General features: G+C 72.2%; 14 protein-coding genes. 2 read left to right on the plus strand and 12 right to left on the minus strand.

The window, feature by feature from the left end; translation table 11 throughout:
* Window positions 1-2 precede the first annotated feature (2 nt).
* The 12 genes from ACERUN_RS07005 to ACERUN_RS07060 form a co-directional block, all read right to left on the minus strand.
* On the minus strand, window positions 3-827 hold the full coding sequence (locus tag ACERUN_RS07005; protein WP_370289137.1) for an urease accessory protein UreD: 825 nt from the start codon (window positions 825-827) through the stop codon (window positions 3-5).
* Window positions 824-1573: an urease accessory protein UreG gene (gene ureG / locus ACERUN_RS07010; protein WP_370289138.1), complete on the minus strand. Its 750-nt coding sequence runs from the start codon at window positions 1571-1573 to the stop codon at window positions 824-826. Before ureG ends, ACERUN_RS07005 begins: the two co-directional genes overlap by 4 nt.
* A complete protein-coding gene (locus tag ACERUN_RS07015) occupies window positions 1566-2267 on the minus strand; it encodes an urease accessory protein UreF (protein ID WP_370289139.1) in 702 nt (233 codons plus the stop codon). Before ACERUN_RS07015 ends, ureG begins: the two co-directional genes overlap by 8 nt.
* 10 nt (window positions 2268-2277) lie before the next feature.
* Window positions 2278-3984, minus strand: coding sequence for an urease subunit alpha (locus tag ACERUN_RS07020; protein ID WP_370289140.1), 1707 nt, complete (start codon window positions 3982-3984; stop codon window positions 2278-2280).
* Complete coding sequence (ureB, locus tag ACERUN_RS07025; protein WP_370289141.1) at window positions 3977-4315, minus strand: urease subunit beta; 339 nt, start codon at window positions 4313-4315, stop codon at window positions 3977-3979. The genes ACERUN_RS07020 and ureB overlap by 8 nt, the downstream gene beginning before the upstream one ends.
* A 73-nt stretch (window positions 4316-4388) precedes the next feature.
* Window positions 4389-4640 carry an urease subunit gamma gene (gene ureA, locus ACERUN_RS07030; protein WP_370289209.1) on the minus strand — a complete coding sequence of 84 codons (252 nt, stop codon included), beginning with the start codon at window positions 4638-4640 and terminating at the stop codon, window positions 4389-4391.
* A gap of 66 nt (window positions 4641-4706) precedes the next feature.
* Complete coding sequence (locus ACERUN_RS07035) at window positions 4707-5387, minus strand: ATP-binding cassette domain-containing protein (protein ID WP_370289143.1); 681 nt, start codon at window positions 5385-5387, stop codon at window positions 4707-4709.
* A complete protein-coding gene (gene urtD / locus ACERUN_RS07040; RefSeq protein WP_370289144.1) occupies window positions 5380-6159 on the minus strand; it encodes an urea ABC transporter ATP-binding protein UrtD in 780 nt (259 codons plus the stop codon). The genes ACERUN_RS07035 and urtD overlap by 8 nt, the downstream gene beginning before the upstream one ends.
* On the minus strand, window positions 6156-7280 hold the full coding sequence (gene urtC, locus ACERUN_RS07045; protein WP_370289145.1) for an urea ABC transporter permease subunit UrtC: 1125 nt from the start codon (window positions 7278-7280) through the stop codon (window positions 6156-6158). The genes urtD and urtC overlap by 4 nt, the downstream gene beginning before the upstream one ends.
* Window positions 7277-8161 carry an urea ABC transporter permease subunit UrtB gene (urtB, locus tag ACERUN_RS07050; protein ID WP_370289146.1) on the minus strand — a complete coding sequence of 295 codons (885 nt, stop codon included), beginning with the start codon at window positions 8159-8161 and terminating at the stop codon, window positions 7277-7279. Before urtB ends, urtC begins: the two co-directional genes overlap by 4 nt.
* A 96-nt stretch (window positions 8162-8257) precedes the next feature.
* Entirely contained in the window at window positions 8258-9505 is a 1248-nt protein-coding gene (gene urtA, locus ACERUN_RS07055; RefSeq protein WP_370289147.1) for an urea ABC transporter substrate-binding protein, read from the minus strand.
* A 157-nt stretch (window positions 9506-9662) separates the two neighbouring features.
* Window positions 9663-10586: a 5'-3' exonuclease H3TH domain-containing protein gene (locus ACERUN_RS07060; protein WP_370289210.1), complete on the minus strand. Its 924-nt coding sequence runs from the start codon at window positions 10584-10586 to the stop codon at window positions 9663-9665.
* A 182-nt stretch (window positions 10587-10768) separates the two neighbouring features.
* On the opposite strand from ACERUN_RS07060, the gene ACERUN_RS07065 reads away from it, so the two are divergent.
* The gene (locus tag ACERUN_RS07065) at window positions 10769-11233 is read left to right on the plus strand and encodes an Lrp/AsnC family transcriptional regulator (RefSeq protein ID WP_370289148.1); all 465 of its coding nucleotides are present in this window, start codon (window positions 10769-10771) and stop codon (window positions 11231-11233) included.
* A gap of 469 nt (window positions 11234-11702) precedes the next feature.
* Window positions 11703-13286 carry an apolipoprotein N-acyltransferase gene (gene lnt, locus ACERUN_RS07070; protein WP_370289211.1) on the plus strand — a complete coding sequence of 528 codons (1584 nt, stop codon included), beginning with the start codon at window positions 11703-11705 and terminating at the stop codon, window positions 13284-13286.
* Window positions 13287-13307: the final 21 nt, after the last annotated feature.

Genomic DNA, 13307 nt, shown 5'->3' on the forward strand with positions numbered 1-13307 from the left:
GGTCACGGTCGCCCCGCTCCCGACCCGGCGAGCGGATGCGGCTCCAGCCGGCCGTCGACCCCACCGACCGCCTCGACGACGAGGCGCCACGGCTCGGGAAGGGCCGCCGCGTGCGCCTCCTGGCCCAGACGCCGCCACAGGGTCCAGCCCTGCACGTCGAGCTCGAGCCGGTCGGGGTCGCCAGCCCCACCGGTCTCCGTCTCGTCGACCGCCACCGCCACGGCGCCGGCCAGCACGGAGGTGAGCACACGGTGGCCGCCGAGCACGAGCGGGGCCGAGGCGGCGTCGAGGACCAGGTCCTCCACGAGGACGGGGCCGTCGTCGTCCACGACCCGGGTGTGCTGGCGCAGCCTGCCCGGACCCTCGCCGAACCGGCCGAGCACCAGAGTCTCGCGCATCGCCACGCGCGCTCCGAGGCCGCACTGCACGCTGATGTCGCGCTCCACCTCCGCGCCGGCGGCGACCACGAAGGGCTCACCCGCCCAGGTGAGCACCGCTCCTGCCTCGAGGACGACGCGCACGTCCCACCGCGCCCGCGCGCCGCGCATGTCGAAGGCCACCGTGCCGGCGGGCTCGATCAGGTCGAGGCGCAGCCCCGCGCCGACGTGCACGTCGACCTCGATCGCGTCGCCCGCCAGCAGCAGCGCGCCGTCGGGCAGGAGAGCCAGTCGCGCGGCGTCGGCGGTGTGCTCGAGCACCATCGCGCGCAGCACGGTGGCGGTGGGATCGCTGCGCACGAGCGTCGTGCGCACGCCGCAGCGGGCCGCGCCGTCGGGGGGATCGAGGCGGATCTCCGTGCGCCCGAGGCGCTCCGGCTGCGGGCTCACGCGTGCTCGTGCTCGTGCTCGTGCGGGTGGTCGTGCTCGTGCGCGTGCGAGTGGCGTGCCATCGGCCCGGGGTCGACCGGCACCAGCGCGCCGGCGCGGTGGGTGGCGAGCACCTCGCGCACCCAGGCGAGCAGCAGGTCGATGCTGGTCCGGTCGTGGCGCGAGAGTGCGATCACCGGGCGCCCACCGCGGGCTGAGGCGGCCTCGGTGCGCATGAGCGCGGCGTCCACCCCCACGTGCGGGGCGAGATCGGTCTTGTTGACCACGAGCAGGTCGGCGCGCTCGATCCCCGGGCCGCCCTTGCGGGCCACGTCGCCGCCGCCAGCCACGTCGAGCACGAAGATCTGGGCGTCGACGAGGGCGGGGGAGAAGGTCGCGGTGAGGTTGTCGCCGCCCGACTCGAGGAGCACGGCGTCGAGGTCGGGGTAGTCCTCCTCGAGGGTCTCGACCTCGAGGAGGTTGGCGCTGATGTCGTCGCGGATCGCGGTGTGGGGGCACGCGCCCGTCTCCACGGCCCTGATCCGATCGGCGTCCAGCACGCCGGCCGAGCGGAGGAAGCGGGCGTCCTCGTCGGTGTAGATGTCGTTGGTGACCACGGCCAGCTGCAGCTCGGCCGACAGCTCGCGGCACAGCAGGGCGATGAGCGAGCTCTTGCCCGTGCCGACGGGGCCGCAGACGCCGAGGCGCAGCGGCCGCCCAGGGGCGGAGGTGTGGTCGCCGGTCGGGGACGTGGTGGGGTCAGGCACGGAACAACCTCCTGGTCGTACGGGCGTGGGCCTGTGCCCACACCTCGATCTGCGGCGCTGCGAGCGCGGGGACGTCGCCGGGCAGCTCGACGTCGACGACGGCGTCGACCACCGCGGCCACCCCGGGGAGCGCGTCCGCCACCCAGCCGGTCACCTCGAGCGGGTCGAGCGGCAGCAGCTTCAGGGCGGCAGCGCACACGGTCTGCACGTCGTCGTAGGCGACGATCCGGGCGGTCTGGGCGGCGTCCAGGCCGAGGTGGGCCGCCACCGCACCGAGGACGACGGCCCGCGCGGGCCGCGCCACCCCACCGGCCTCCGGGGCGAGCGGCACGACCGAGGCCGGCCACAGCGAGCCCGCGAGCCGACGCAGGGTGCGTGCCTGCACGCGCGAGGCCTCCCGCAGCGCGGGGGAGGCGGTGCGGGCCGCCCAGGCCCGCTCGACCGGACGCACCCCCCACCCGTGGACGACGCCCGCCCGCGCCGCCCCCGCCGTGCCGGCCTCCACGCGGGTCACGCCCAGGAGCCGGGCGCGCACGAAGGTGGCCACGTCGGCGGCACCGAGGCCGGCGAGCACGGCGCCCTCGAGGGTGTTGGACTGGGTGTGCCCGGCCACCGGCAGGCGCGCGTCGGCGAGGAGCAGCGTGAGCAGCTCCGGTGTCGCGACGCCCTGGGTCTCCGTGGCGGGGGAGGTCATGACCGTGCCCTCAGAACATCGAGTAGAGCTGGGCAAGGGGGAGCTCCTCGGCGGGTGCGGGCTCGACGCGTTCCCCGTCGACGTCGATGGCGAAGGTCTCCGGGTCGACGTCGATGCGCGGCAGGGCGCTGTTGTTGACCATGTCGGCCTTCGTGATCGCCCGCGTCGGCCGGAGCGCGACCAGCCGCCGGCGCAGGCCGAGACGGTCGGCCAGCCCGTCGTCCAGGGCTGCGGGGGAGACGAAGCTGAGGGCGTAGGGGCTGGCGTCCTCGATGAGCGTGGGGCGCATCAGCACCGGCTGCGGCGTGGGGATGGAGGCGTTGGGGTCGCCGAGGGCCGCCCAGACCAGTGCGCCGCCCTTGACCACCACGTCGGGGCGGATGCCGAAGAAGCGGGGGTCCCACAGGACGAGGTCGGCCAGCTTGCCGGGCTCGACCGAGCCGACCTCGTGGTCGATGCCGTGCGCGATGGCCGGGTTGATCGTGTACTTGGCCACGTAGCGGCGGGCGCGCAGGTTGTCGGCGCTACCGCCGGCGAGGTCGCCGTGGTCGCCGTAGCGGCGCTTCATCACGTGGGCGACCTGCCAGGTGCGGCACACGACCTCCCCGATGCGCCCCATGGCCTGCGCGTCGGAGGAGGTGATCGAGAGCGCGCCGATGTCGTGCAGCAGGTCCTCCGCGGCGATGGTGGTGGCGCGGATGCGCGACTCGGCGAACGCGAGGTCCTCCGGCACCTGCGGGTTGAGGTGGTGGCAGACCATCAGCATGTCGAGGTGCTCGGCCACGGTGTTGACGGTGTGCGGCAACGTGGGATTGGTGGAGCCCGGGATCACGTGGGGGAGCGAGGCCACGGTGAGGATGTCGGGGGCGTGGCCGCCGCCGGCGCCCTCGGCGTGGAAGGCGTGGATGCCGCGCCCGGCGATCGCGCCGATCGTCGACTCCACGTAGCCGGCCTCGTTGAGGCTGTCGGAGTGCAGCGCGACCTGCAGCCCCCACTCCTCGGCCGCGCGCAGCGAGGCGTCGATGGCCGCGGGCGTCGATCCCCAGTCCTCGTGCACCTTGTAGCCGGCTGCTCCGGCGAGCGCCTGCTCGGCGAGGCCGCCGCGGCTCACCGTGTTGCCCTTGGCCAGCAGCAGCACGTTGAGCGGCACCGTGTCGAGGGCGCGGTGCACGGCGTGCAGGTGCCAGACCCCGGGCGTCACGGTGGTCGCCTTGGAGCCCTCCGAGGGCCCGGTGCCGCCGCCGCCGACGGTCGGGATGCCGGTGGAGAGGGCCTCCACCAGCTGCGAGCGCGACAGGAAGTGCACGTGGACGTCGATCGCCCCCGCGGTGAGGATGCGGCCCTCGCCGGAGATCACGTCCGTGCCGGGGCCGATCACGAGGTCGGGGTGGACGCCATCGGCCACGTCGGGGTTGCCCGAGCGCCCCAGCGCCACGATCCGACCGGCGCGGATGCCCACGTCGGCGCGGACGACGCCCCAGTGGTCGAGCACGAGCGCGTTGGTGATGACGGTGTCGAGCGCTCCCTCGGCACTGGTGCGCGTGGACTGCGCCATCGACTCGCGGATCGACTTGCCGCCCCCGAAGACGGCCTCCTCACCGCCGATGCAGAGATCCTGCTCGACCTCGATCCACAGGTCGGTGTCGCCCAGGCGCACCTGGTCGCCCACGGTGGGGCCGTAGAGCGCGGCGTAGGCGGCCCGGCTGATCTCAACCATCGAGCGCGCCCCCGTCGTCCTTGAGCTGGAGGCCGGGGACGACGCGCGCTCCCGCGATCGCGACGATGTCGACCTCCTGCGAGGCGCCCGGCTCGAAGCGGCGCGAGGTGCCGGAGGCGATGTCGAGGCGGAACCCGTGCGCCCTCACCCGGTCGAGGTCGAGGGCGGCGTTGACGTCGGGAAGGTGCACGTGCGAGCCGATCTGCACGGGCCGGTCGCCGGTGTTGGTGACGACGAGCCGAGCGCGCTGCTCGGGCCCGCGGTCGCCGTTGAGGACGACGGTCCCCGGCGCGGTGCGGGTGGCGCCGGGGCCGTCGGTGCGGATCGCCACGGGGGCCTCCTGGGAGTCGGGACGAACGGTCGGAACAGGGGAGGGGTGGGGCCGAGGTAGGGGGCCGGCGCGCTCAGGCGATCGGATGGTGCAGCGTGACGAGCTTGCGCCCGTCGCGGAAGGTCGCCTCGACCTGGACGTCGGTGAGCATCTCCGCGACCCCGGGCATCACCTGGTCGCGGGTGAGCACGGTGCGTCCGCGCTCCATGAGGTCGACGACACCGGCGCCCGCCCGTGCCTCCTCGATCACCCAGCAGGAGAGCAGGGCCACCGTCTCGGGGTGGTTGAGGAGCACGCCCCGGGCGAGCCGGTCGCGCGCGACCATGCCGGCGACGCTGAGCAGCAGCTTCTCCGTGTCGGAGGGGGTCAGGTACACGAGCGGCCCCCTGCTCTAGACGGCCATCGCTGCGCGGACGGCCTCGAGCGCGCCCGCACCGCCGTCGCCGCTGGAGGTGATCCGACCCGACTCGATCACGTAGTACGCGTCGGTGCTGCGGAGCGCGAAGCCCACGTGCTGCTCGACGAGGAGCACCGAGAGGTCGCCTCGCTCGGTCAGGGCGCCGATCACGCTCTCGATCTCAGCCACCACGTTAGGCTGGATGCCCTCGGTCGGCTCGTCGAGGATGAGCATGCGCGGCTTCGTGAGCAGCGTGCGGGCGATCGCCAACTGCTGGCGCTGGCCGCCCGAGAGCAGGCCGGCGCGTCGTCCGAGCAGGTCGCGCAGCGCGGGGAAGGTGTCGAGCACGCCGTCGATCTCGCTGCGCACGTTCGAGACGAGTCGCAGGTTCTCCAGCGTCGTCATCTGCGGGAACGACTGCTGCCCCTGGGGCACGTAGCCGAGGCCGCGGCGCACCCGCGCACTGGGGCGCAGCGCGGTGACGTCCTCACCGTCGAGCAGCACCTGGCCGCTGCGCACCGGGAGCAGCCCCACGGCCACCCGCAGGAGCGTGGTCTTGCCCGCCCCGTTGTGGCCCATCAGCGCCACCGCACCGCCCTGGGGAACCTCGACGGTGACGTCGTGGAGCACCACGGTGCGGCCGTAGCCGGCCGTGACTCCTCGTAGCTCAAGCATGATCGGCTCCCTCCGCCGTGCGACCCAGATAGACCTCCTGCACGCGAGGGTCGGCCTGGATCTCGGCGACCGTCCCCTCGGTGAGCACCTTGCCGGCGTGCAGCACGGTGACGACGTCGGCGAAGGTGCGCACGAACTCCATGTCGTGCTCGATGACCACGATCGTGCGCTCGGCGCCGATGCGACGCAGCAGTTCGCCGGTCTCGGTGCGCTCCTCGGCGCTCATGCCGGCGACCGGCTCGTCGAGCAGCATGACCTTGGAGTCCTGCACGAGCAGCATGCCGATCTCCAGCCACTGCTTCTGACCGTGCGCCAGCACGCCCGCCGGCCGGTCGCGCAGGTCGCTGAGACCGATCGTCTCCAGCGCCGACTCGACGTACTCCGGGACTCCGCGGCGGGCCCGCAGCATCCCCCAGGCCGAGCGGTGGACGCCTCCGGCGATGTCGAGGTTCTGCAGCACCGTGAGCTCCTCGAAGACCGTGGCGGTCTGGAACGTGCGGCCCACGCCGGCCTGGACGACCTTGTGGGAGCGCAGGCCGAGCAGCTCGCGCCCCCGGTAGCGCGCCAGCCCGCTGCCGGGCACGAGCCCCGTGACGGCGTCCACCAGCGTCGTCTTGCCGGCACCGTTGGGGCCGATGAGGAAGTGCAGGCGCCCCTGCAGGAGGGTGAGGTCGACGCCGTCCACGGCTCGGAAGCCGTCGAACTCGACCGTGAGGCCGCGGATCTCGAGGTAGTCGAGCCCGCGCTCGTCGGGAGGCACGACGTGCTTCATGCCGCGACCTCCTCGGTGACGCCGGAGGATGCCCGGTGGCGTGACGACGGCGGTCGGCTCCTGACCCGGTCGGCGATCGCCCTGCCCCAGCGCGACAGGGCCGAGGCCAGGCCGGCCGGCAGGAAGAGGATCACCACCACGAACAGCAGGCCCAGGAAGTAGGTCCACTGGTCGGGGAACGCCTCCGACAGCGTGGTGCGGCCGTAGCCGACGGCCAGTGCTCCGAGGGCGGGGCCGAGCAGTGCGGCGCGCCCGCCGAGGGCCACGCCGGCGATGAGCATGATGGAGGCGAGCGCGTTGACCTCACGGGGGTTGATCAGACCGGCCAGCGGCACGAACAGCGCCCCGCCGATGCTCGCCATCACGGCGGCGATCACGAAGGCCAGCAGCTTGATGTTCGCCGGGTCGTGCCCGAGGAAGCGCACCCGCTCCTCGCCGTCGCGCACCGCCACGAGCAGCTCGCCGAACCGACTGCGGTACAGCTGCCAGGTCAGCAGCAGCATCGCCACCAGCACGCCGGCGGTGATCGAGTAGATCATCTGCTTGTTGACGGGGTCGTAGAGGTTGTAGCCGAAGAACGAGCTCAGTGAGTTCAGGCCGGTCTGGCCGCCGGTGTACTTGATCTGCGAGACCAGGAGCGCCGCGAACGCGACCGTCAGCGCCTGCGACAGGATCGCGAAGTAGGCGCCCTTGATCCGTCGCTTGAACACCGCCGCGCCGAGCGCGGTCGCCACCACCGCCGGCAGCACGATGATCGCTGCGATCGTGAAGCCCCCACTGCGGAAGGGCTCCCACCACACGGGTAGCGAGCCGTCGCCGAAGTTCAGCATGAAGTCGGGCACCCCGCCCGTCGCTGCGGCGGCCTCGAGCTTGAGGTGCATGCCCATCGCGTAGGCCCCGATGCCGAAGAACAGTCCCTGGCCGAGCACGAGCATGCCGCCGCGCCCCCAGGCGATGCCGATGCCGACGGCCGCGATCGCGTAGCAGCAGTACTTGCCGAGGTTGTTCAGCCGGAACGGGGTGAGCACGCTGGGCGCCACCACGAGCAGGAGCACCGCGATCAGGGCGATGCCGAGCAGGGGGAGCGAGGAGCGCAGCAGGTGCGCCGAGCGGGGGCTCACACCAGGCTCCTCGTCCGGACCGTGAAGAGGCCCTGGGGACGGACCTGGAGCAGGACCACGACGAGCAGGAAGGTGAGGACCACGGCCATGCTCCCGTCGGTGAAGTAGGTGAGGAACGCGCGGATGATGCCGAGCCCGAAGGCGGCGATGACCGCGCCTCGGATCTGGCCGATGCCGCCCGCGACGACCACGAGGAAGGCGGCGATGATGTACTCCGAGCCCATCGTCGACTCCGTGGCCGTCACCCGGGTGACGGCGACACCGGCGATGCCGGCCAGGCCGGAGCCGAGGAAGAAGGTGGCGCGGTCGACGTTGCGGGTCGAGACGCCGAGGGTCTCAGCGAGGTCGCGACTCTGCACCGTGGCGCGCATGCGTCGTCCGAAGGCGGTGGTGCGCATCATCCAGGCCACGGCGCCCAGGCACACGAGCGTGAGGACGAGGATGAAGAGCTGGCTGAGCGGATAGCGGTAGCCGAGGATCGGGATCTGCCCCTCGAGCCAGCCGGGCCCCTCGACCGCCACCGCCTGGGCGCCGAAGACGTCCTTCGCGGCCTGCTGCAGCACCAGGCTGACGCCGAAGGTCACCAGGAGGGTGTCGAGGGGGCGGTGGTACATCCAGCGGATGACAGTGAGCTCCAGCAGCACGCCGAGGAGGCCGGCGACGCAGAAGGCGACGGGCAGTGCGACCAGCAGCGAGATGTCGGCGTTCGTCACGACCTGCTGGGTCAGGAACGCGGTGTACGCGCCGGCCATGAGGAACTCGCCGTGGGCCATGTTGATGACGCCCATCTGCCCGAAGGTGAGCGAGAGGCCGAGGGCGACGAGCAGCAGAGCGGCGCCGTAGGAGGCGCCGGTGAAGACCTGGGAGATGACGACGTCCACGAAGGTCCTTCCGGGGGAGGGCCGCCCGTCCCCCTCCCCGCGTGGGGGAAGGGGACGAGCGGTAGGTGCTCGAGGAGAGCGGGACGGGTCAGGCGGTCAGTCCTTGCTGGGGTCCCACCACGAGTAGCCCTTGAGGAACGGGTCGGGCTCGATCGGCTCGCCTGAGGACCAGATGGTCGTGATGAGCTTGTCGGGCTGGACCTCGCCGATGAGGGCGGTCTTGGCGATGTGGTGGTTGTCGCCGTTCACGGTGACGGTGCCCTCGGGCGCCTCGAAGGTCGTGCCGCCGGAGGCGTCGATGACCTTGTCGACGTCGAAGGACTTCGCCTTCTCGACCATCGCCTTGTAGAGGTACAGCGAGGTGTAGGCGGCCTCCATCGGGTCCGAGGTCACCGCGTCCGCGCCGTACTTGGCCTTGAAGGCCTCCACGAACTTCTTGTTCGCCGGGCTGTCGACGGTCTGGTAGTAATTCCACGACGTCATCTGGCCGGTGAGGTCGACGGGGATGGCCGCGGCCTCCTCCTCGGCGATGGAGACCGAGATGATCGGGGTGTTCTTCGCCGACAGGCCCTTCTCGGAGTAGGCCTGGAGGAAGGCGACGTTCGAGTCGCCGTTGATGGTGTTGAACACGACGTCGGGCTTGGTGGCGACGATCTTGTCGACTGCGGTGCCCCAGGCGCCCTGGTCGAGCGGCTGGTACTCCTCGCCCACGACCTCGATGCCGTACTCGGCGGCGTACTGCTTGATGATCTTGTTGGCGGTGCGCGGGAACACGTAGTCGGAGCCGGCGAGGAAGATCGACTTGATCTTCTTCTCCTCGCGCAGGAAGTCGAGCGCCGGGATGATCTGCTGGTTCGTCGTCGCGCCGGTGTAGAAGATGTTGCGGTCCGCCTCGAGGCCCTCGTACTGCACGGGGTAGAACAGGATCGAGTTCAGGCTCTTGAACACCGGGCGCATGGCGACCCGCGAACTGGAGGTCCAGCCGCCGAACACCGCGGCCACGCAGTCCTGCTGGATGAGCTTCTCGGCCTTCTCGGCGAAGACGGTGGGCTCGGAGGCGCCGTCCTCCTGCACGATCTTGATCTTCTTGCCCAGGATGCCGCCGTCGGCGTTGATCTCCTCGGCGGCCATGCCGAGCGACTTCGACACCGTGGTCTCGCTGATCGACATCGCACCCGAGAGGGAGTTGAGGAAACCGAGCTTGACGGAGTCGCCGGAGGTGTCGACGCAGCTGGAGGCCGCGCTCTCCTCCCCGGACTTGGAGCCACCGCAGGCGCTGAGGCCCAGCGCGACGGTGAGAGCCAGGACGGAGCCCGTGGCAAGGCGGGAGCGGAAGTGGTTCACGTGGGACAACCCTCTCGGTCATCAGACGCTGCCGGTCGGCGGCGTCGGGGGGCCTGGGGGCACGGCGACGGGCCCCGGTGGCGATGAACCTAGGGAGGGCGGATTTCCATTTATTACCGAATGGAATTAATTCCGTGTTTCGTGGAGCCCGACTGCGTTACGAGTCGGCGAGCACTCCGAGCAGCCGCTCCACCGGGCTCGTGAGGCCCCACCGGGCCACCAGCTCCTCGGTCGCGGCGCCGTCAGCGGCCGACCTCGGGAGCGCCAGGTCGCCGGCGACATCCAGCCCCAGGTCGAGGTCGCGGACGACGGCCACCACCCGCGGCGCGACGTCGAGGTAGTCGGAGGCCTCGCCGATCCGGGTGCGCACCGCGGGCGTGAGCCCGGACGACGCGTCGCTCGCGGCCGCGCGGACGCCGGCGAGGTCGCCGAAGCGCTCGAGCAGGGAGGCCGCGGTCTTCTCCCCGACGCCCTTGACGCCGGGCAGGCCGTCGGAGGTGTCGCCGCGCAGCGTGGCGAAGTCGGCGTACTGGTCGGCGCGCACCCCGTACTTCTCCCGCACCCACGCCTCGTCCACGCGCTCGTGGCGGCCCACGCCACGCGCGACGTAGAGCACGCGCACGGCCGCGGCGTCGTCCACGAGCTGGAAGAGGTCGCGGTCGCCGGTGACGACGTCGACGGCGAGCCCGGCCTCCACACCGCGGTCGGCGAGGGTGCCGATCACGTCGTCGGCCTCGTGCTCGGGCGCACCGACCACCGCGATGCCGAGCGCCGCCAGCACCTCGCGGATGATCGGCACCTGCAGGCCGAGCGGGTCGGGCACCTCCTCCACGTCGGGGGCGTCCGCCACCTCCTCCACGACCCGGTGCGCCTTGTAGGTCGGCAGGAGGTCGACGCGCCACTGCGGGCGCCAGTCGTCGTCCCAGCAGCACGCCAGGTGGGTGGGCCGGTACTGCTCCACCAACCGGGAGATGTAGTCGAGCAGGCCGCGGACCGCGTTGACGTTGGTGCCGTCGGGTGCCGCGATCTCCGGTGCGCCGAAGAAGGCGCGGAAGTAGAGGCTCGCGGTGTCGAGCAGCAGCAGGCGCGGCGCGCCGGCGCCGGTGGAGGCGCCCGTGGAGGCGGGGGTGGAGGGGCTGGTCTCGGAAGCGCTCATCGCGGCCACCCTACGGCGCCGACGAGCTGGCGGGACGCCTCAGTCGCTCCGGCTCGGACCACGGGATCGCCCGCGGCGCGTCGGCGCCCGCCACTAGGGTGCGGGACGTGAGTCAGAGCAGCCCCACGCCGGTCGAGGCGATCGATCGACAGATCCTCGAGCTGCTGGCCACCGACGGCCGCATGAGCTACACCGACCTGGGTCGAGCCACCGGCCTGTCGACTTCCGCGGTGCACCAGCGGGTCAAGCGCCTCGAGCAGCGCGGCCTCATCCTGGGCTACGGCGCCACCGTGAACTACGCCGAGATCGGCCTCCCGCTGACGGCGTTCATCGCCATCAGGCCGATCGATCCCTCCCAGCCCGACGACTGCCCCGAGCGCCTGATCGCGATGCCCGAGATCGAGTCCTGCTGGTCGGTGGCGGGGGAGGAGTCCTACGTGCTCAAGGTGCGCTCCACCTCGCCCCTGGAGCTCGAGCGGCTGCTCGGACGCATCCGCGCCGCCGCCAACGTCGCCACCCGCACCACCATCGTGCTCTCGACCTACTACGAGAACCGGCCCGTCAGCGGCTGAGCCGGCGGCTCCTGCGGCCTCCGATCGACCTCCAGGCGGCCTCGCTCGGCGCGTCGCGGGCGACACGCCGATGATCCGAGCGATTTCCGGCGGTTTTTCGGGCCGTCGGCAGGTCACCCTGACCTGCGACAACGCACATCGGCGCAGGTCACGAGCCGGTTGACACAGGCCTGCCGGCTCGCGAAAGTACCCGGGTCCGCTCGCGCAGGTCGAGGCCAGCGGACCGGCGTCCGAGTGGCCGTCCGACGGGGGAGTGGCACCAACTCCGCCCGATGGCGGTTCGCGGAGGTCGGTTCGCCCCCCGAGAGCGGATCGGAGGAGTCCTCGTGCCGTCGAGGACAACGGCGCGCGCCGGGGCAGCCAGCCCCGCGGCGCGACGGACCCGAGACGGTCGAGGACTCCTCCGCACCCCTGGAACGCGCCCGGCGCCGCCGGCGTTGCGGTCGGCCCCTAGGCTCGTGGCGTGCTCATGCGATCGGTCGCCGCCGTGGTCTCCGGTCTGGCCCTCTCTGCCGCCTTCGAGCCCCTCGCCTTCGCGTGGCTGCTGCCGTTCGGCGTGCTGGGGTTCGCGCTGACGACGCGCGGACTCACGCCCCGCCGCTCGGCGCTGGTCGGCCTGCTGTTCGGCGCCGCCTTCTACTTCACCCACATCGCGTGGATGCGCTCCTCGATCGGCGCGCCCGCCTGGCTGACGCTCTCGACCGTGGAGACACTCTTCTACGGGGCGCTGGCAGCCACGCTGCCGCTGCTGCGCACCCTGCCGGCCGCGCCGCTGTGGTGCGCGGCCGGGTGGGCCGCGATGGAGAACCTGCGCAGCACCTGGCCGCTCTCGGGCATGCCGTGGGGGCGTCTCTCCTTCGCCGTGATCGACACCCCCGCGGCTCCTGCACTGGCCTACGTCGGCATGACCGGACTCTCGTTCGCGCTGGCGCTCCTGGCGTTCGTGCTCGCGGAGGCGATCGTGGCCGCCGATCGCGCACGCGGCGGCACCGGCCCGCGACGCGTCGTCCTGCTGCCCGCCGTCGGTGCCGTGCTCGTCGGCGCGAGCATCCTGCTGCCCGCTCTGGCACCGGTCGACCTCGAGTACGACGGTGAGGCCACGGTGGCCGTCGTCCAGGGCGACGTCCCCGGCCCCGGCAACAACATCCTCTACGACCCCCCGGGCGTCACGGCCAACCACGTGCGGGCCACGATCGGGCTCGCCGAGGACGTCGCGGCCGGTCGCGAGCCCCGTCCCGATCTCGTCGTGTGGCCGGAGAACTCCACGACGAGCGACCCCTTCGAGCCCGGCGTCGTGCGCGACGGCATCGAGGAGGCCGTGGCCCGCATCGGCGTCCCGGTCGTGGTCGGCGCCATCGTGGACGACGGCCCGAAGCACATCCTGAACCAGGGGATCATCTGGGATCCCGTGACCGGGCCGGGGCAACGCTACGGCAAGCACCATCCGGTGCCCTACGGCGAGTTCATCCCGTGGCGCAACCTGTGGAACCCCCAGTTCGGGCGCTTGGGGCTGATCCGGCGCGACGTGCGGCCGGGCACCGGCGCCACGCCCATGGAGGCCGCCGGCCTCCGCTTCGCCGACGCCATCTGCTTCGACGTCGCCTACGACGACGTCCTGCCGCGGCAGGTGCGCAACGGCGCGCAGTTCCTCGCGGTGCAGACGAGTAACGCCAGCTTCATCTTCACCCACCAGATCGAGCAGCAGTTCGCGATCACGCGGCTGCGCGCGATCGAGTCGGGACGCTGGCTGGCCGTGGCGTCGACCAACGGCCTCACGGGCATCATCGACCCCGACGGCCGGGTCGTGGCCGACGCGCCCGCTCGCACCCCGCGGGTGCTCGTCGAGCGGATGGGGCTGAGCGATGAGCTCACGCCGGCGCTGCGGATGGGCGAGTGGCCCACCCGGGTGTTCACCGGGTCGTTCCTGGTTGCTCTCGTGTTCGGCGCCGTGGCGTACCGTCGAGGGCGAGAGTTTCGCGGACCCCTGACGACGGGTGGCTCCGCCGAGACTCCGGCACCACCCCCGACCACTAGCGAGGCCCCCCGTGGCTGACATCCACCCCTCATCCGACAT

The organism is Nocardioides sp. (assembly GCF_964229035.1).
GTDB lineage: Bacteria > Actinomycetota > Actinomycetes > Propionibacteriales > Nocardioidaceae > Nocardioides.

Bases quoted from the DNA above. Each gene is read 5' to 3' on its own strand.
- ureA (WP_370289209.1), bottom strand. From the start codon at position 4,640: ATGGTCGCGCGCGACCGGCTCGCCCGGGGCGTGCTCCTCAACCACCCC.
- ACERUN_RS07035 (WP_370289143.1), bottom strand. From the start codon at position 5,387: ATGCTTGAGCTACGAGGAGTCACGGCCGGCTACGGCCGCACCGTGGTG.
- lnt (WP_370289211.1), top strand. From the start codon at position 11,703: ATGCGATCGGTCGCCGCCGTGGTCTCCGGTCTGGCCCTCTCTGCCGCC.
- urtD (WP_370289144.1), bottom strand. From the start codon at position 6,159: ATGAAGCACGTCGTGCCTCCCGACGAGCGCGGGCTCGACTACCTCGAG.
- ACERUN_RS07015 (WP_370289139.1), bottom strand. From the start codon at position 2,267: ATGACCTCCCCCGCCACGGAGACCCAGGGCGTCGCGACACCGGAGCTG.
- ACERUN_RS07020 (WP_370289140.1), bottom strand. From the start codon at position 3,984: ATGGTTGAGATCAGCCGGGCCGCCTACGCCGCGCTCTACGGCCCCACC.